Consider the following 17,236-nt stretch of genomic DNA (forward strand, 5'->3'; position numbering starts at 1 on the left):
TTATGAAGAAGCCTTGCAATCGTTAGAAAAATTGAAACAATTGAATTTGCAAAATCCACAGGATATAAAACAGTATCATGCAAGACTTGCAGAAATTTTTAAATGGTTTATAAGCCGCAAGCAGCGGGCCAGCATTATGAATAAAACAACCGGCGACACACTCGTTCACTTATCAACCAATAATTTACCCGCAGATAAAATTACTAACGCAGCAACTGCATTGCGTTGCGGCGATGCTGTAAAATTTGCAAAATATTTGCCCACAGCAATTGAAAGCGAAGAGTGCCTCGGTAAAATAAAAGACACCATACAATTTATACAACAACCCAATACAAACAATAAATTATAAACAACAGTGTTATTCGACTATTTTGATAATTTAACTTTTGCCCAGCCCTGGTTTTTTGCGCTGTTTGCACTGCTGTTATTTTTAATTTTCTGGTACAGTATAAAAAATAATAAACAGCAGGGGTCTGTTATTATTTCTGATGCCGGGGCAAAAGGATTATCGTCAGCAAAAACTTCTTTACGCCACTTGCCATTTATAATAAGATTGCTGGCATTAAGCTGTATAATAATTGCTTTGGCAAAACCGCAAACTAAAAACGATTTGCAACAAACGGAAGGGGAAGGTGTGGACATAATTTTATGTATTGATGTTAGCGGCAGTATGACGGCGCAGGATTTAAAACCTAACCGGCTGGAAGCTGCAAAAGCCGTAGCAGCCGATTTTGTAAATAGAAGAACTACCGACAGAATTGGTGTGGTAATTTTTGCAGGAGAAAGTTTTACGCAATGCCCCATTACCACCGACCATGGTGTTTTGTTAACTGCTATTGAAAATATTCATAACGGGCTTTTGGAAGATGGAACAGCAATTGGAAGCGGCCTTAGTACCAGTGTAGACAGAATTAGAAACAGCAAAGGGAAAAGTAAAGTAATTATTTTATTAACCGATGGAGAAAATAATGGCGGATTGATTGACCCTAAAACAGCCAAAGAAATTGCAAAAGCATTTGCGGTAAAAGTTTATACCATTGGCGTGGGTACTGATGGGTATGCACCGCAACCTTTTAATACACCGCTGGGTGTACAAATGCAAAACGTAAAAGTTACTATTGATGAAAAGTTGATGAAAGAAATAGCATCAGAAACGGGAGGCAAATATTTCAGGGCAAAAGATAATGATGGCCTCGCCAATATTTATACTGAAATCGACCGCCTGGAAAAAACAAAAGTGGAGATATCTACCTTAACCAGATATACTGAAAAATTTTTTCCTTTTGTAATGATCGCACTGGCTTTGCTGCTGCTGGAAGTAATATTGCGGTTTACAGTGTTTAGAAAATTTCCTTAGATGGTGTCAGGCCACTAAGAAGAGCGTTTAAAATAAAGAGTTTGTATCTGCACAAAATATTTTTTGCTTTACAGAGTATTATAAGTGGCCAGACACCTTTTTAGCGAGCAGACACCCAATTAGTATAATTGATTTTATTTAGTGAAATTTGCTGTTAATGAATGCAACCGTTTATAAAAGTACCGGCAGTTGGTATGTAGTTAAGGATGATACTGGTAAACAATTTAATGCCCGTATGCTGGGCAAGTTTAAAATTGACGGGCTCACCAGCACTAATCCTATTGCTGTGGGTGATGCTGTGGAAATAGAAATTGAAAATGAATTAGAGAGTGGTGCTACAATCACCAAAATTTACGACAGAAAAAATTATATCACCCGTACATCTCCGGCTAATAAACACCAGCACCATATTATATCTTCTAATTTAGATCAGTCACTTTTATTTGCCACATTAAAAGATCCTAAAACATCGCAGGGTTTTATGGACAGGTTTTTAATTTCTTCCGAAAGTTTTCATATACCCACCATTATTGTTTTTAATAAAGCCGATTTATATAAAAAGAAAGAAGAAGAAAAGTTTGAACTTTTAAAAAACATGTATGAAACTATTGGCTACACTGTAAAAAAAATAAGTGTTGAAACTAATGAAGGCGTGGAAGATGTAAAAACATTATTAAAAGATAAGGTTACACTTTTAAGCGGTCACAGCGGTGTGGGTAAATCATCTTTTTTAAATAAGATTTTTCCGGAGATGAAATTAAAAACGCAGGATGTTAGTGGCTGGAGTGGTAAAGGCTTGCACACCACTACTTTTGCCGAAATGTTTGATGTGCCTTTTGGAGGAAAAATTATTGATACACCCGGAATAAGAGAATTGGGTTTGGTAGATATTCCTAAACAGGAATTGTCGCATTATTTTCCGGAGATGATGGCTTTAATAAACGATTGCCAGTTTAATAACTGTATGCATACTAATGAACCTAACTGCGCCGTAAAAGCAGCTGTTGAAAATAATACTATTTCCATGGACCGCTATATCAGCTACTGCAATATTTTAGAAAGCATTGATAAGAAATTTTAGATTTATGATGTCTGATTTATGACTTCTTTTGAGAGTATCAGTATGTATTTATTATACAGTCTTAAAATCATATATCATACATCCTATATCATACATCAATACGCCATACGCTCCAAATAATTAGCCACTTCCATTACAGCGTTACTGTCTTTTTTTACACTTTTTAAATGCTGGGGTAAAATACTTACGCCATTAAAAATGCTGTAGTGCAGGGTTAAAAAATTGTCTTTGTACTGAAAATCCCAGTCTAAAGATTCTGCATCATCAATTTGGTTTAAAAATTTTACCTGTAATTCTTCTGCCAGCGTGGTGGCAATGGCGTAAAATTTAGAGATGCCGCAGTTGTCATCAATAACTGCTTCGGTAGCGCCATTAGACGTTTTCAGTTGGTAACACATAGAGTTTAATTTAAATTTTCAATATAGGGTAATCGTTATTATAATAAACCGGCAGTAAAAAATACCGCCGCATAAAACCATTATTCTCCAACAGCTTTCTTGCCGCCTTTGTATTTTGCCTTCTTCACTTTTTCGCCGGCTAATATTTTTTCGGCACCCACATTCCGGCCATCACTGGGGCAGCCATATTTATCTTTCTTTCTAAAAATATTTGTTATAAAGCATCCGCTTAATAAAAACGAAACACAAAATATGGCTACAACTATTTTTTTCATTGCTTAAAGATAATTTTTTTCTCCTTTATCTACGCTTTAATAAAAGTTAAATAGATATTCTCTGTTGAACGGAGCCCTTCATTCCTCAGGATAAACTCTGCCACAAATGTCTCATCATGGAACTATTGCCCGTCTCCAAAAAAACATCATCCCAACCTTTATCCTTTAGTAGAAGGAACTCGGATAGGGTCGTATTCAATTTGAATTTATCTTCTTATTTGATCTTCTCCATTTCCCTCTCCGCCAACTGGCGGAAGGATAGGTGGGGCCGGGTCCTTGAACCACCCGCTATACATCACATAATTTTCCGCAATCCTGTTTATTTCCCCGTGTATTAATTCCTGGCTGATGTCTTTTAGTTTTTTTGCAGGCACACCGGCATAAATTGTTCCGGACTCTACTTTAGTATTTTCCAGTACAACAGATCCGGCAGCTATAATACTGTTACTGCCTACATGCACATTGTCCATCACAATCGCACCCATGCCTACCAGCACATTATCATCTATAACGCATCCATGTACAATTGAATTGTGTCCGATGCTAACATTATTTCCAATAGTAGTACCCGTTTTTTGGTAAGTACAGTGTATTATGGCGCCATCCTGCACATTTACCCTGTTGCCCATGCGGATGAAATTTACGTCGCCACGCAATACGGTATTAAACCAAACGCTGCACTCATCACCCATTACCACATCGCCAACAATAGTGGCATTAGGCGCTACAAAACAATTGTTACCCATGGTGGGCATTACTCCTTTTACAGGAAGAATTAGTGGCTTGCCCCCATACCCTGAAGGGGAGTTATTCAAGCTGCCTGCTGTTTCTTGTTCGCTCATTTTTTTGTAAGGTTTTTTATTTGCCTTCGGCAATTTTTATTTTATTGAACCTGGCTTTATTGGTTCTATTTTACTTCATTGGTCTGGCCTAAGGCGAGACACTCTTCAACAGTATATCTTTATTGAGCTTTTATCTAAGCGTAAATAAACAATAAATTTATCTTACACTTTGTAAAAGCGATTTTAATTTTCGCTGCAATACTTTTTTGTCAGGCAAATACAACTGGTATTTAGAAACAAATATTTTATTGGATAACCCACCCATTGCAAACTCCACCATCACTTCATCATTATCTGTGGAAAGTATAATACCAATTGGCGCAGCATCACCTGTTACATTTTCTTCTTTCTTAAAATAATTAAGGTACATATTCATCTGCCCAATATCATTGTGCTCCACTTCTTTAATTTTTAAATCAATTAAAATAAAGCAGCGCAATATGCGGTGATAAAATACCAGGTCAATATAAAAATGTTTATTACGCAGCGAAAGTTTGTATTGCCTTGCTACAAAAGTAAAACCTTTGCCAAGTTCCAGCAGAAACATTTGCAGGTTATCAATTATTTTTTGCTCTAAATGTTTTTCAGTTACCTTATTGCTTTGTGGTATTTTTAAAAAATCGAGGATGTAAGGGTCTTTAATAGCTTCTTCGGCGTGTGTTACCAGATGTCCTTTTTTAGCAAGCTGTAATATTCCTTTTTTATCTTTACTTAATGCAAGCCTTTCAAAAAGCGAAGAATTAATTTGCCGCTGCAATTCTCTGTATCCCCAATTACATTTTACCGATTCTATCTCATAAAATTTTCTACCCAGTTCGTTTGATACTCCCAGTAAGGTTACAATATGTGTCCATCCTAATTTGGCAGGCACTGCCTGCCATTTTTGATAAGTTAGATAAAATCTTCGCATATCTAACACATTGCGCCTGCCAAATCCTTTCCCGTAATTTTGCTGTAAATCTTTCGAAAGCCGCTCCAGCAGGTCGCTTCCGTACTCTGCCCGTTCATTTCCTTCCTGCTCAAATTCCACTATATGCCTGCCAATTTCCCAATTGCCTTTTAAATAAAAAGAATACACAGCCTGTACAGCATTATGCCTTGCCTGGTCAATAGTTATCCCAATATTTTTTATAAGCAGGTTGTATTTTCGTTTAGCAATTTTCATTTTTGTGTTATTAGGTCATGGTATTTACATTTACCAAAACACTAATTTCGTAAAATATTTCAACACTAAATTAAAAATGAATAACCGCCAGCTTTTTTTAAATCATGTAGGCCAAACTTCCGAAGCACCTTTAGCTTTAGAAATTGTAAAAGCCGAGGGCAGCAAATTATTTGATACAGCTGGAAAAGAATACATTGATTTAATTGGCGGCATAAGTGTTTGTAATGTGGGCCATCGCCACCCAAAAGTTATTGAAGCCATAAAAAAACAATTAGAAGATTACCTTCACATAATGGTGTATGGGGAGTTGGTGCAAAGTCCGCAGGTGCAATACGCCACAATGCTCACCCAATATTTACCTGCTTCATTAAATGCTGTTTTTTTTACTGCCAGCGGCAGCGAAGCCACAGAAGGCGCCATGAAATTAGCCAAGCGTTGTAGCGGACGTACACAAATTATTTCTTTTAAAAACAGTTATCATGGCAGCACACAGGGTGCATTAAGTATAATGGGAGATGAGTACTGGCGCAATGCATTTCGGCCATTGCTGCCCGATACCATGCAGCTGAATTATAATTCGTTTGAAGATTTAGAAAACATTACCGAACGCACTGCCTGCGTAATTGCAGAAACAGTACAAGCCGAAGCCGGTGTTTTAGTACCGAAAAATAATTGGCTGAAAACTCTAAGAGAAAAATGTACTGCCACCGGAACGCTCTTAGTTTTAGATGAAATACAATGCGGCTTTGGCCGCAATGGAACGCTCTGGGCTTTTGAACAATTTAATGTGGTACCCGATATTTTATTATTGGGTAAAGCTTTAGGTGGCGGTATGCCGTTAGGTGCTTTTATTGCCGATAAAAAAATAATGGACAGCCTGTCTCATAATCCGGTGCTGGGGCATATCAATACTTTTGGTGGCCACCCGGTTTGCTGTGCCGCAGGCTTAGCCGCTTTTAAAGTGTTGCTGGACGAAAAATTAATTGATGGGGTAAAAGGAAAAGAAGATTTATTTGTAAAGTTGCTTTCACAGGGGTCAGACGGTTTTAAACCGTCAAGACCCATAACAGTACGCAGTTGCGGTTTAATGATTGCCATAGAGTTTGAAAATTTTGAAACCAATAAAGAAATTATAGACGAATTAATTTTACAGGGCGTTTTTACCGATTGGTTTTTGTTTGCCAGTAATTGTTTAAGAATTGTGCCGCCACTGGTGATTAGTGAGGAGGAGATAAGGCGGGCTTGCAGTGCTATCTCGAATATTTTTATTAATATTAAACCTTAAAACCTACAGATGCTTTTAAACCGCTCCCTTCAAATTATCGTTGCACTCTTATTTTTTAGTAATTCAGTTTGTGCCCAAAAAAAATATCCCTCCACTTTACTTTGGAAAATAACCGGTAAAAATCTTTTGCAGCCGTCTTATTTATTTGGCACTATGCATGTACAGGACAGGAGACTTTTTTTCTTTACAGATTCTTTGTACAATGCTATAGAAAAAACAGATGCCTTTGCAATGGAAATTAATCCGGATGAAATGATGGATAGCATGATAATTGCTCTGCAAAAAAAAGACACGTCAGATTTTTTAAAAAATATTTTAAATGAGAGTGAGTATAAAAAAATATCTAAGCAGCTGGAAAAAAAATTAAAAATCCCTGCCGATAAAATTACCGCTAGAAAATTGGCGGAAGAAAGGAGGCGTTTAAAGTATACTCCAAAACGTGCCGATGATATGCCCGCTATAATGGATTTGTATCTTTTTTCTATTGCCCGTAAGCAGGGCAAGATTACTGTTGGTATTGAAGACGTGGCAGACCAGTTTGAAGTTGTAAATGAGATCGGTAAATTTAATATTGATGATTTTATAAAAAACGATACCGCTTTGCAAATTAATTATTTGGAGCGGATGAAAAAAATATATCTCGATAAGGACTTGAGTTCTTTAGATAACATGGTAAATGGAGATTTAAATAAATCATTTGAAGATTTACTTTTAATAAAAAGAAATAAAAAGATGGCTGTGCGTATGGACAGTCTGTTACAGATCAGAAGCAGTTTTTTTGCAGTGGGAGCGGCACACTTACCCGGCGATAGCGGTGTAATAACTTTATTGCAGCAACGGGGTCTCTTAGTTGAGCCTGTTTTATCAGGAAATATTATTGCACCAGAAGCTTATAAATACACAGTTAAGGAAATTCCCTGGATGACGGTAGAAGACGAAAATAAAATGTGCCACGTGCAAATGCCGGGCAATCCTACCCCTGTAATGGCAGAAAAAGTTTTGCCGATGAAAATGTATATTGATATTACAGACTTAAGTGTATATGGTTTGGCTGTTACTGCTTTGCCCGGCGGCGAAACGAATGCTGATAGTGTTTTCCACCGGCTTATAGAAACGTACAAAAAAAATAATTATGAAGTAAAGAGGTTGAAAAATATTCAGTATAAAAATTGTAAGGGGATAGAAATGCATGCTTTGCAAAAAGGACAGGGGGAATACAGGTATCGGATTATTATTAAAGAAAATAAACTCTTCATGGTAATTTTCGGTGTAAAAGAAGGGGGTGAATTATATACTGATAATGCAGAAAAATTTTTTACCTCTTTGTTTTTTAACGAAGAAAATATTGCAGGAAAAAACAACTGGCAAAAATTTGTGAATGCAAGAAATGCTTTTAGCATGATGGCTCCGGGTAAAATTGTTGAGAGTAAACAAAAAGATGAAGAAGGGGTTGAATTTGACAATTACTCCATGATTGATTACTCAGATGGCAGTTATTATATGGTTGCGGTGAAAGAAACAAAGCCCGGATTTATTATAGAAAATGACAGTATTTATTTTGAGGAGTACAAAAAAAACTTAAATGTTTATACAGGTAATAAAGTAAAGGAATTTTCTACTTTATCTTTTAAAGATTATACTGCCTGTCATTTTGTGGCTTTGCAAACACAAAATAATGCCGAATTTGTTTTGCAGGGATATCTTATACGCAGGGGTAACCGCACTTACATGCCAATGGTAGTATCATCAAAGGAAAGAGCAGACTTTCCAAATGTTACAAATTTTTTTCGCTCATTTTCGCCTGAGCCAATCATTAAAACGCCTTTTAAAAAACAAGTTTTAAACAACGGATTTAGCACTTATGCTCCTGCCAGCTTTGAAAAAATAAAATCCGATACAGCTGAATATAGTTATAACGACAGGTTGCAAACGTATCAGGTGAGAGACATAAATTCCGCCGCTAATTATTCAGTAGAAATTGAAAGTTTTTTGCCCTATTACTGGAGCAATGCCGACACTTCCTTTTTTAAGGAAAGATCAAATAGTTTTAAAAAGTATAATGATTCATTAATTTCCTATACTTTCCATAATGATACAGTAAAAAATGCAGAGGTATTGATAAAAATTCATGGGGCAGACCTGTATAAAAAACTTAAAATTTATCTTAATGGCGATAGTCTTTACACACTGTATGCTTATTTAACTGCGAAAGACTTAAAAGAAGAAAACTCAAATATTTTTTTTAATACCACAGTATTTTCAGTTTATTACCCGTCTTCAATTTTTAAAAATAAGGCTGCTGAATTATTTGCTGCCTTACACAGCAATGATAGCATAACTGTAAGTAAGGCTAAGGAAGTATTGAAAGATATAAGTCTTACAAAAGAAGATTTGCCTTTATTATATAAAGCTGTCTTAAAAAATTATAAAAATTTTGAAGAAGATTATAAAACGATAAATGAAATCCTTGGTGATGAGATTATTAAAATACAGGATAGCAGCATAATCAATTTTGTAAAACAAACCTATGCAGTTAAAAATGATTCGACAGCAGATATACAAATGATGCAATTAGAAATGCTGGCTGAAAATAAAACCTCTGACAGTTATGCGCTATTAAAAAATTTATTACTAAATCAGCCACCGGTTAAAGGGAATGTTTATAATTTAATGTATGCTATGCAAGATACGCTTGAGTTGCTTAAAGGTTTTTTTCCGGAAGCAACTAAATTATATTCTGATACAGTTGTGGGCAGTACAATAATTAAATTAGGTAATCAATTGGTTGATAGTAATATGCTGGAGCCTGCTATTGTTTTGCAAAACAATGAGGGTGTATTTTCTATAACAAAACATCAGTACAATAAAATTAAGAAAGATAAAGAGAATGTATTTCCGCCATTTAATGCAGAATTGATTAGTTTTTTAGGAAAATTTAAATCAGTAGAAGCAAATGCATTGCTTAATAAATTTGTTTTAATACCAGATTTGTGGGTTAAAAATAATGCTGTACTTGCTTTATTAAAAAATAATCAGCCTGTTTCAATTGTAGAAATTAAAAAATTCGCCTCAAATAAATCATGGCGTACGGCTTTTTATAACTCACTAAAAGATATTAATAAAGTAAATCTTTTTCCGAAAGAATTTTATACACAGCAAAAATTTGCAGAAAGTTATTTGGCAGTTTCATTGGAGGAAGACTATGAAGTAGAAACAAAAAGTATTCAGTTTTTAAAAGAAATGACAGGATTTGTAAATGGAAAACAACTTCGTTTCTTGTTATATAAAGTTATTCTAAACGATGAGGACGATATCAAACCTCATCTTGCAATTTGCGGTGGGTTTGCAATAGACAAAAAGATCGCTGAAATCGCAGATGCAGATCTTGAAATTTATTTCAATTATGACGAAGCCCTTGAATTAAATCAAATCGACAAACAGTTTAAAAAATACTTAGATGACAAAATAAAATCTTCTAATGAAAGTAAATAATTATTCCGGATGATAAACCCTCTCCGCATTCTTATACACTGTTGCTTTATCCAGCGTCATCGTTTTTGTTTTTTGCTGTAAATACATTTGTACCTGGTCGTCAAAATGTTTGTTGCCTGGTTTGGCACTGGCGCCATACATATTAATGGTTTCAATTTTTGGTAAGCCTTCTTTTGCAAAACGTACAAACATAATCAGCCCATCGCCGCCAATAGATTTTAGTTGGCCATTTTTATAAGGGGCTGTCCATTGCGGACTCAATACATCAGGAAAACCCCCTAATGGAAATGCCTTATCACCTCTAACTAATTTTTGCAGATCACCTAACGTAATATTTGGTTTGCCAAAATTGGTTTGCAAATAATTGTTTACATACTTAAAAGTTTCAATGGCTTCAGTTTTTGTGATCAGCCTAGGCGCTTGTCCTGCTAATGTTTTTTTAAGATGTTCATAGGTTAATAAAAATATCGCAGCGCCTTTACTTTCTGCGGCGGCGCTTTTATCCCAGTTTTTAAATGTGGTTATTAGTGAAGCCATTTCCGGATAATCACTTTCGCTTAATAAAAACATACTGTCAATTTTATAAGTGTATTGCAGTACTGATGGCAAATGCTTATCAAATTTAATTTCTTTAAATTTTTCGTAACTCAGTTTTTCATTTTGTGGAAACAATTCTAAAAAACGTACACTTCTGTTTAAATGGTATTGTTCCCAGCCATCTTGTTTGGCAAATGCAGACGGTTTTAAATTATCCGCTGCGCCGGTTGCTAAAAAAGAAGAATGATTGGTGTTAAATAAAAATCCGCTGGAGGGATTAATGTATTGAGGCAGTTCTTTTATGTTTCTAAAATTTGTCCATAAAGTTTTAGAAGTGTTACCGGGCAAAGTTCTTTTCCAGTTGTATTCCGGCGAAGCATCTCTTACAGGCATCAGTGCATTGTTGATATAAAAAACGGTGTCATGTTTATCTGCATACATAATATTAAACATACTTAATTCCTGTTTGCTAAGTGCGGCATAAAACTCTGTATAGTTTTTTGCTTTATTCATTTCATACCATTGCTGTAATGCCCCAATCTTCATATTAGCACCAAGGCGAATAGAAAAAAAGCCCTGCTTATTTTTCATGGTGGCACCATATTTACTCCAGTAAACTTTTCTTTTAATTGCAATAGGAATTCCTTTGATGTGCAGTTTAATTGTTTTTACTTCAAGATTAACCCACCCGCCATCAAATTTATATTGTAAGCTGTTTTCAGGGTTCATTTCTAATTGATATTCATCTAACCTGTCGCAAAAATTTACCGTGTGTGCCCAACCGAGATTTTCGTTAACACCATGCAAGATACATGGCCCGCCAGCAAGCAATCCTCCCATAACGTTCAAACCTTCTTCGCTGCAAATGTGAGCTTCGTAAAAAGCCTGCGGCCCGGTATTGGGTTGGTGTGCATTAATTAAAAGAAAAGCTTCGCTGGTTGTTGTTTTGGTATTTTGTATTGCTGCAGAGTTGCTGCCTTTTTTATTTAGCTCCGGAGCTTCCCATTCTTTGTTAGTAAAAATTCTCTGTAAGGCGCCATCGGCACCATTAAAAACCGTTAGTGCTAAAACTGACGAAGCGATATAATCTTTAGCAGTAATGGGAAATAAATTTTTATGCAAAACTTCATTGGGATGTGTAACTGCATAATGATTTAATGCCTGTACATAACCATCAATCAGTTTTAAAAATTCTGGCGAAAGTGTATTCCATTTTTCTTCCGTTATTTCTCTGCAGCGGAATAGCGCAAAAGCATAATCACCCGCCGCACCAGCTTTGCCCAGTACTTTACCCATTAAACCTTTTACAGGCAAAACCACCTGTTGCATACTTTCAAAATCATCTTCAGCTTCGGCCCATGCCAGGCCATACGCAACTTCTGCATCCGTTTTTGCAAAAATGTGCGGCACACCAAAACTGTCCCTTACAATATCAATTGCTGCAGGGTTAATTTTTGTTTGTGAAAAAAGGGTTGTAGTATTAAAGAAGAAAGCAAGGCTTAAAAAAATGTATCTCATTGTAATAATAAAAGTTTAAAAATATTGGGGTTACGGTTTAGTATGATTAAAGATAAGAAGAAAAAATGAGCGATCTTGTAAAGCTGATAAAATACAAAGAACAGATTTTACGCAATTATCTAATGCAGCAAGATTCGGGTTTTATCGCTTTTAAAAACAAAATACTTTTGCTTTAATAAAATTAAAAAAATGAGCGAACAGGAAAATATTGATTATTGCAGGATTGCTGCCGCTATAGATTACATACAAACCCATTTTAAACAACAACCCGACTTGGACGAAGTGGCTAAAAGAATTCATTTAAGCCCTTTTCATTTTCAAAGATTATTTACAGAATGGGCAGGCGTTAGTCCTAAAAAATTTTTGCAATACACCAGCATACAATATGCAAAAAATATGTTGAAAGATAAGCAGGCAACACTATTTGATGCTGCTTACGAAACCGGACTTTCGGGTACTGGCAGATTACATGATCTGTTTATAAAAATTGAAGGCATGACACCAGGCGAATTTAAAAATGGTGGTGAAAATCTTTTTATAAATTACAGTTATGCTGAAACTCCTTTTGGAAATATTTTAGTGGCTTCCACAAATAAGGGCATTTGTTATATGGCATTTGCCGATGATGAAAAGGAGGCACTGATTAATTTGCAAAATCATTTTCCTAAAGCCAGGTTTAAACAAATGCTGGACATCATGCAACAAAATGCATTATATATTTTTACACACGACTGGAGTAAACTTCATCAAATAAAATTGCATTTAAAGGGAACCGATTTTCAATTAAAAGTTTGGGAAACTTTGTTAAAAATCCCCATGGGCCAATTATCTACCTATGGAAAAATTGCAGCGCAAATTAAAAACCCCAACGCTTCAAGAGCAGTAGGCACTGCCATTGGCAGCAATCCTGTTGCTTTTTTAATTCCGTGCCACAGGGTTATACAATCTACCGGCACATTTGGCGGCTACATGTGGGGGCCTGTAAGAAAAACGGCAATCATTGGTTGGGAAGCTGCACAAACAAAATTGTAAAATCAACTTTAAATTTTATTCTTGCTAAAGCATATTGAAATAAGTAAAATACTTTTGAAAAGTAGTATCAGGAAAAAGGAAATTATTTTAGCAGGAAACCTGAACTTAAATATTTATGGATTGTTGTCCTGTAAATCCGGCAAAAGAATGAAGAAAGAAAACCGCATATTTTTTTTATCAGAGAAAATTGCTATTGAAAATGGATACAGGCCATGTGGCCGTTGTATGAAAGAAAAATATAAAACTGGAAAAATGCACCTGTTCCCAAACTCAGCTGATCCCAATATTAATTTGTTGCCCAATGATGGTACAGTAAATTATTATGGTACTATACTTGACAGCAGCAAAGCAAAATTTTATTATGACACCCTGTTAAAAACCATTGAATGGAAAAATGACGAAGCCATAATTTTTAATAAGCACATTATTACCAAACGAAAAGCCGCATGGTACGGCGATAGTAATTATGCTTACACTTATTCCAACGCTACAAAATACGCACTGCCATGGACGGCAGCATTACTCGAATTAAAAAATAAGGCAGAAGAACTTTCGCAGGCAACATATAATTCCTGCCTTTTAAATTTATACCACAATGGCGATGAAGGTATGGCATGGCACAGTGATGATGAAAAAACTTTAGCAAAAAATGGCGCCATTGCTTCGTTAAGTTTTGGTGCCGAAAGAAAATTTTCTTTTAAGCATAAACAAACTAAAGAAACAGTTGCTGTTTTATTAGAAAGCGGTAGTTTACTGGTAATGAAAGGTACTACGCAAACCAACTGGCTGCACCGGTTACCTCCAACAAAAAAAATACATCAGCCAAGGGTAAACCTTACATTTAGAACAATTTTTACGGGGTAAGTCACCCACAAAGGATGACTCACCCGGTAAAAATTAATTTGCAAAATTCAAAAGCAATCATTTACTTTGTATTTCAAAGTGCTTTTGTATGAATACTCCACAACAGTCATTAGAAGATCTGCAACACATAAAAAAAATGATGGAACGCAGCAGCCGTTTCATCAGCCTAAGTGGCTTAAGCGGTATAGCTGCCGGTGTGTGTGCTTTGGTTGGTGCATGGTTTGCCAGTCAAAAAATTAATTGCTGGGTAAAAGGCGATTGCCAGTTAAGCCACCTTATTGATGAAGGCGGCAGGCAATTGTTGAATGAATTATTCTGGATAGCCACTTTAACTTTTGTGGCTGCATTTACCCTTGCATTTTTATTTACTTTTTTAAGAAGTAAAAAAACAAGTACACCAATGTGGGGCAATTCTACATTAAGATTATTATGGAACACAGCAATACCTTTAATGGCTGGGGGAATATTTTTATTCAGGATGATGCAAATGGGGCAATTTGATTTAATTGCACCGGGCTGTTTAATTTTTTATGGCCTTGCATTAATCAACGGCAGCAAATACACTTTAGGCGAAGTAAAATATTTAGGCTATGGTATATTGTTGTTGGGTATTATAAACCTATGGTATGTTGGATATGGGTTACATTTTTGGGCAATGGGTTTTGGAGTACTGCATATTGTTTATGGAATAGTGATGTGGAATAAGTATGAAAGGAAAGGCAATTAGGAAAAGGGAATTAGGAATTGGCAATAGGGGAAAAGTTAAGGTGTAAAGTTACCGTGTTATGAATTTAATTGAAAACTTAAATAAAATTTTTGACAGCCGTATTCGCCTGGGCATAATGAGCGCCCTGATGGTGAACGTGGAAATAAATTTTAATGAATTGAAAGAACTGCTGAGTATAACAGATGGCAACTTAGCCAGCCACTTAAAAACATTGGAAGAAAGCGGCTACGTAAAAATTCAAAAAGGTTTTATTGGCAGAAAAACAAACACCACTTACACCGTTACCAAAGCAGGCGAAAAAGCTTTTAAGTTACATTTAACAGCATTGGAAAAAATGATCGGGTCAGTAAAATAAATTTTTTTGTACTTTCACTTTGAAATACAAAGCACTTTTAAATTATGAATAAATACATCAAAACCTTTTTTACATTTATAGGAGTGTGGTTTGTGGCTTCGCTTTTAAATGGAATATTAAGTGGTATTTGTATAATGATTTTTGATAAGGATGAATTTAACGGATCAGCAGGCGTTGTAATTTTAGCCTGTATCTTTTCATTTATATGCAGCGTGCCACTGGTAGGGATGGTGTGGTTAACCACAACCATTGCTATGGCCAATGGAAAGCAAGGGTACGCTTTGTTTCAAATAATTTTAGCCACCACTTTTTTTTGTGCATTAATTGGCGCTGTATTTTTCGTCAACACATTTGGTACAGAGTTTAAGCAGGCAAGGTATGCTGCAGGGCTTTGTATTATTATTTCTTCAATTGCAGGTATTTTATCATTTAGAAATCAACTTAAAACTAATGAATAAGCTGCATAAAAAATTACTGCTGCTGCGTAGTAAACTTTTAGTTTTTCTTACGCATAATATGGCACTGCCGGTATTACGCTTTATTCGTAAACCAAAAATTTTTCCTTATTCAGATAAAGAACTGCAACTTTTTTCTAACGGAACATTAGGAAAAGATTTAATTATTTTTTTGGAGAAGAGAAAAATAAAATTGCTGCCGCATTATGCCAAGCATGACATTAAACATATTTTGCTGCAATACGATACAACAGATGATGGCGAAGTTTGTCTGCAATGCTTTATGCTGGGCAACAGGCATATTTCTTTTCCGGTGGCGGCTACAGTTTTGTATGGCATGGTAACCATGCCGGAGCATTGGAGCAAATTTAAAACTGCTTATTACAGGGGAAAAAAATGTATTCCCATCGCCGGGTGGAAATGGTTTGAAATTTTACACCAGCCAACACAATTGCTTATTGATAAAATTAATACTGATGCAAAAAATTAACCACACCATTTTAATCTGCTGGTATTATATGGAATTATTTTTTACAAGTAAAATATTATCGTTTTTAAAACAACTTAAAATAATAAATAAATGAAAGAATTTGATACTAAAATTATTGACGCCTCTTTAGATGACAGAGGGATTAAAGTTGCCGCACTTAAACTTTTTTTAGTAGCCTCAGGTGCCGTTTTATTCAATTTTATTTTTTGGCAGGAGAAACTGGCGCTTAATGCTTTACTCTTTGATGCTTTTGTTTTATGGTCCGTTTTTTATTTGTACCCTGCTGCTTTTACCAAACCGGCAATGAAGTGGCTGTTGCTGGCACATGCAGTTACTTTAGTTGCACTTATTGTACACAATACGATGCTACTAAGCTGGCATTTAGCACCACACTTTTATTGGTGGTAGTGTTTACACAATACCTTCATCGCTCCGTTTGGTATGCTGCAGCATCTGCAGTTGGTAATTATGTACTGTTTATTTTTTCATTTTTTGAAAATATCAGGCAGGTGAAAATAACAGGCATAAAATCTTTTGGGATAAGAAAGGCCCTGCGGTTTTTAATTATACCATTTCTTATTGCAGGCATTTTCTTTTTGCTGTATTCATTTTCTAATGCTGTATTTCAGGATGTAGTAAAAGATATGGGCCTTGCAATAGAACATTTCTTTACCAAATTTTTTAGGTGGTTTAGCTGGAGCAGGTTTGGTTTTTTATTGCTGGGTTTATTAGTTACCGGCGGCTTATTATTAAAAATGCACAGCAATTATTTTTCTGAAAAAGATTATTTGCAGCATAATGATTTGTGGCGCAAAAAAAATAATTTAAAAAAATGGAAAGAGAGTGCATCATTTGACATACTGTCGCTTTTTATGGGCCGCTTTACCAATGGTGTTATGGCTTTACGCAACGAAAATACGGTGGGTATACTAAGCCTGGTAATGTTAAATATTTTACTGCTGTTTATTAATGCTATTGATATTGTGTATGTGTGGTTTGGTTTTAACTACACCCCCAATCTTAATTTAAAAGAGTATGTGCATGAAGGTACAGGCATGCTGATATTTTCCATTGTACTGGCTATGCTGGTACTGTTATTTTTCTTCAGGGGAAATTTAAATTTTTATAAAAAAAATAAATGGCTGCGTTACGGTGCTTATGGTTGGATTTTTCAAAACGCTGTTTTGGTAATATCTGTTTTGCTCAGAGATTATTATTACATACAGCATATGGGGCTTGCTTACAAACGAATTGGAGTGCTGGTTTTTCTATCGATGGTTTTGATGGGATTAATTACGGTATTTATAAAAATATACCAGCGTAAAACCAGTTATTATTTATTAAGGGTTAATGGATGGTTTGC

The 17,236-nt window shown here is 35.4% G+C and carries 18 protein-coding genes; 13 read left to right on the forward strand and 5 right to left on the reverse strand.

All coding sequences use genetic code 11. The features are described from left to right. From ACY65O_RS10860 to rsgA, 3 genes are all read left to right on the forward strand, one after another. On the forward strand, window positions 1-349 hold a 349-nt coding region (locus tag ACY65O_RS10860; protein ID WP_462220880.1), incomplete at its 5' end, for a hypothetical protein. A 6-nt stretch (window positions 350-355) separates the two neighbouring features. Beyond that, window positions 356-1,357, forward strand: a complete 1,002-nt coding sequence (locus ACY65O_RS10865) for a vWA domain-containing protein (RefSeq protein ID WP_462220881.1) — start codon at window positions 356-358, stop codon at window positions 1,355-1,357. A gap of 157 nt (window positions 1,358-1,514) precedes the next feature. Next, on the forward strand, window positions 1,515-2,438 hold the full coding sequence (gene rsgA / locus ACY65O_RS10870) for a ribosome small subunit-dependent GTPase A (protein ID WP_462220882.1): 924 nt from the start codon (window positions 1,515-1,517) through the stop codon (window positions 2,436-2,438). A gap of 95 nt (window positions 2,439-2,533) precedes the next feature. On the opposite strand, the gene ACY65O_RS10875 is transcribed toward rsgA, so the two are convergent. The 4 genes from ACY65O_RS10875 to ACY65O_RS10890 all read right to left on the reverse strand — a co-directional run bounded on the left by ACY65O_RS10875 (window position 2,534) and on the right by ACY65O_RS10890 (window position 5,118). Continuing rightward, window positions 2,534-2,836, reverse strand: coding sequence for a hypothetical protein (locus ACY65O_RS10875; RefSeq protein WP_462220883.1), 303 nt, complete (start codon window positions 2,834-2,836; stop codon window positions 2,534-2,536). An 80-nt stretch (window positions 2,837-2,916) separates the two neighbouring features. After that, complete coding sequence (locus ACY65O_RS10880) at window positions 2,917-3,111, reverse strand: hypothetical protein (RefSeq protein ID WP_462220884.1); 195 nt, start codon at window positions 3,109-3,111, stop codon at window positions 2,917-2,919. Between the two features lie 206 nt (window positions 3,112-3,317). Further along, window positions 3,318-3,953: a gamma carbonic anhydrase family protein gene (locus ACY65O_RS10885; RefSeq protein WP_462220885.1), complete on the reverse strand. Its 636-nt coding sequence runs from the start codon at window positions 3,951-3,953 to the stop codon at window positions 3,318-3,320. A 157-nt stretch (window positions 3,954-4,110) separates the two neighbouring features. Next, window positions 4,111-5,118 (reverse strand): PDDEXK nuclease domain-containing protein, encoded by a 1,008-nt coding sequence (locus ACY65O_RS10890; RefSeq protein WP_462220886.1) that lies wholly within the window; start codon window positions 5,116-5,118, stop codon window positions 4,111-4,113. A gap of 76 nt (window positions 5,119-5,194) precedes the next feature. On the opposite strand from ACY65O_RS10890, the gene ACY65O_RS10895 reads away from it, so the two are divergent. Together ACY65O_RS10895 and ACY65O_RS10900 are read left to right on the forward strand one after the other, a co-directional pair. Next, window positions 5,195-6,403: an aspartate aminotransferase family protein gene (locus tag ACY65O_RS10895; protein WP_462220887.1), complete on the forward strand. Its 1,209-nt coding sequence runs from the start codon at window positions 5,195-5,197 to the stop codon at window positions 6,401-6,403. Window positions 6,404-6,412: 9 nt separating this feature from the next. Beyond that, window positions 6,413-9,895: a TraB/GumN family protein gene (locus ACY65O_RS10900; RefSeq protein WP_462220888.1), complete on the forward strand. Its 3,483-nt coding sequence runs from the start codon at window positions 6,413-6,415 to the stop codon at window positions 9,893-9,895. Here ACY65O_RS10900 and ACY65O_RS10905 read toward each other — a convergent pair whose 3' ends face one another. Next, entirely contained in the window at window positions 9,896-11,950 is a 2,055-nt protein-coding gene (locus tag ACY65O_RS10905; RefSeq protein WP_462220889.1) for a penicillin acylase family protein, read from the reverse strand. Window positions 11,951-12,139: 189 nt separating this feature from the next. Between ACY65O_RS10905 and ACY65O_RS10910 the strand changes: the two genes are divergently transcribed. The 8 genes from ACY65O_RS10910 to ACY65O_RS10945 all read left to right on the forward strand — a co-directional run. Next, window positions 12,140-12,982 (forward strand): bifunctional helix-turn-helix domain-containing protein/methylated-DNA--[protein]-cysteine S-methyltransferase, encoded by an 843-nt coding sequence (locus tag ACY65O_RS10910; protein ID WP_462220890.1) that lies wholly within the window; start codon window positions 12,140-12,142, stop codon window positions 12,980-12,982. Between the two features lie 54 nt (window positions 12,983-13,036). Continuing rightward, on the forward strand, window positions 13,037-13,846 hold the full coding sequence (locus ACY65O_RS10915; RefSeq protein ID WP_462220891.1) for an alpha-ketoglutarate-dependent dioxygenase AlkB: 810 nt from the start codon (window positions 13,037-13,039) through the stop codon (window positions 13,844-13,846). 88 nt (window positions 13,847-13,934) lie between these two features. Then, window positions 13,935-14,573, forward strand: coding sequence for a hypothetical protein (locus ACY65O_RS10920; RefSeq protein ID WP_462220892.1), 639 nt, complete (start codon window positions 13,935-13,937; stop codon window positions 14,571-14,573). 58 nt (window positions 14,574-14,631) lie between these two features. After that, the gene (locus tag ACY65O_RS10925) at window positions 14,632-14,928 is read left to right on the forward strand and encodes a winged helix-turn-helix domain-containing protein (protein ID WP_462220893.1); all 297 of its coding nucleotides are present in this window, start codon (window positions 14,632-14,634) and stop codon (window positions 14,926-14,928) included. A gap of 44 nt (window positions 14,929-14,972) precedes the next feature. Continuing rightward, window positions 14,973-15,386 carry a hypothetical protein gene (locus tag ACY65O_RS10930; RefSeq protein WP_462220894.1) on the forward strand — a complete coding sequence of 138 codons (414 nt, stop codon included), beginning with the start codon at window positions 14,973-14,975 and terminating at the stop codon, window positions 15,384-15,386. After that, window positions 15,379-15,873, forward strand: coding sequence for a hypothetical protein (locus ACY65O_RS10935; protein ID WP_462220895.1), 495 nt, complete (start codon window positions 15,379-15,381; stop codon window positions 15,871-15,873). The genes ACY65O_RS10930 and ACY65O_RS10935 overlap by 8 nt, the downstream gene beginning before the upstream one ends. A gap of 90 nt (window positions 15,874-15,963) precedes the next feature. Beyond that, entirely contained in the window at window positions 15,964-16,281 is a 318-nt protein-coding gene (locus ACY65O_RS10940) for a hypothetical protein (RefSeq protein ID WP_462220896.1), read from the forward strand. Continuing rightward, on the forward strand, window positions 16,182-17,236 hold a 1,055-nt coding region (locus ACY65O_RS10945), incomplete at its 3' end, for a DUF4153 domain-containing protein (RefSeq protein ID WP_462220897.1). The genes ACY65O_RS10940 and ACY65O_RS10945, both read left to right, overlap by 100 nt.

This window comes from Ferruginibacter sp. (assembly GCF_031430955.1).
In the GTDB taxonomy this organism is placed as follows: Bacteria; Bacteroidota; Bacteroidia; order Chitinophagales; family Chitinophagaceae; genus Ferruginibacter.

What these genes read in the sequence shown, in the direction of transcription:
- ACY65O_RS10920 (WP_462220892.1), top strand. Translation starts at nt 13,935, where the DNA reads ATGAATACTCCACAACAGTCATTAGAAGATCTGCAACACATAAAAAAA.
- ACY65O_RS10905 (WP_462220889.1), bottom strand. Translation starts at nt 11,950, where the DNA reads ATGAGATACATTTTTTTAAGCCTTGCTTTCTTCTTTAATACTACAACC.
- ACY65O_RS10910 (WP_462220890.1), top strand. Translation starts at nt 12,140, where the DNA reads ATGAGCGAACAGGAAAATATTGATTATTGCAGGATTGCTGCCGCTATA.
- ACY65O_RS10875 (WP_462220883.1), bottom strand. Translation starts at nt 2,836, where the DNA reads ATGTGTTACCAACTGAAAACGTCTAATGGCGCTACCGAAGCAGTTATT.
- ACY65O_RS10925 (WP_462220893.1), top strand. Translation starts at nt 14,632, where the DNA reads ATGAATTTAATTGAAAACTTAAATAAAATTTTTGACAGCCGTATTCGC.
- ACY65O_RS10940 (WP_462220896.1), top strand. Translation starts at nt 15,964, where the DNA reads ATGAAAGAATTTGATACTAAAATTATTGACGCCTCTTTAGATGACAGA.
- ACY65O_RS10895 (WP_462220887.1), top strand. Translation starts at nt 5,195, where the DNA reads ATGAATAACCGCCAGCTTTTTTTAAATCATGTAGGCCAAACTTCCGAA.
- ACY65O_RS10935 (WP_462220895.1), top strand. Translation starts at nt 15,379, where the DNA reads ATGAATAAGCTGCATAAAAAATTACTGCTGCTGCGTAGTAAACTTTTA.
- ACY65O_RS10880 (WP_462220884.1), bottom strand. Translation starts at nt 3,111, where the DNA reads ATGAAAAAAATAGTTGTAGCCATATTTTGTGTTTCGTTTTTATTAAGC.
- ACY65O_RS10900 (WP_462220888.1), top strand. Translation starts at nt 6,413, where the DNA reads ATGCTTTTAAACCGCTCCCTTCAAATTATCGTTGCACTCTTATTTTTT.
- rsgA (WP_462220882.1), top strand. Translation starts at nt 1,515, where the DNA reads ATGAATGCAACCGTTTATAAAAGTACCGGCAGTTGGTATGTAGTTAAG.
- ACY65O_RS10930 (WP_462220894.1), top strand. Translation starts at nt 14,973, where the DNA reads ATGAATAAATACATCAAAACCTTTTTTACATTTATAGGAGTGTGGTTT.
- ACY65O_RS10885 (WP_462220885.1), bottom strand. Translation starts at nt 3,953, where the DNA reads ATGAGCGAACAAGAAACAGCAGGCAGCTTGAATAACTCCCCTTCAGGG.
- ACY65O_RS10890 (WP_462220886.1), bottom strand. Translation starts at nt 5,118, where the DNA reads ATGAAAATTGCTAAACGAAAATACAACCTGCTTATAAAAAATATTGGG.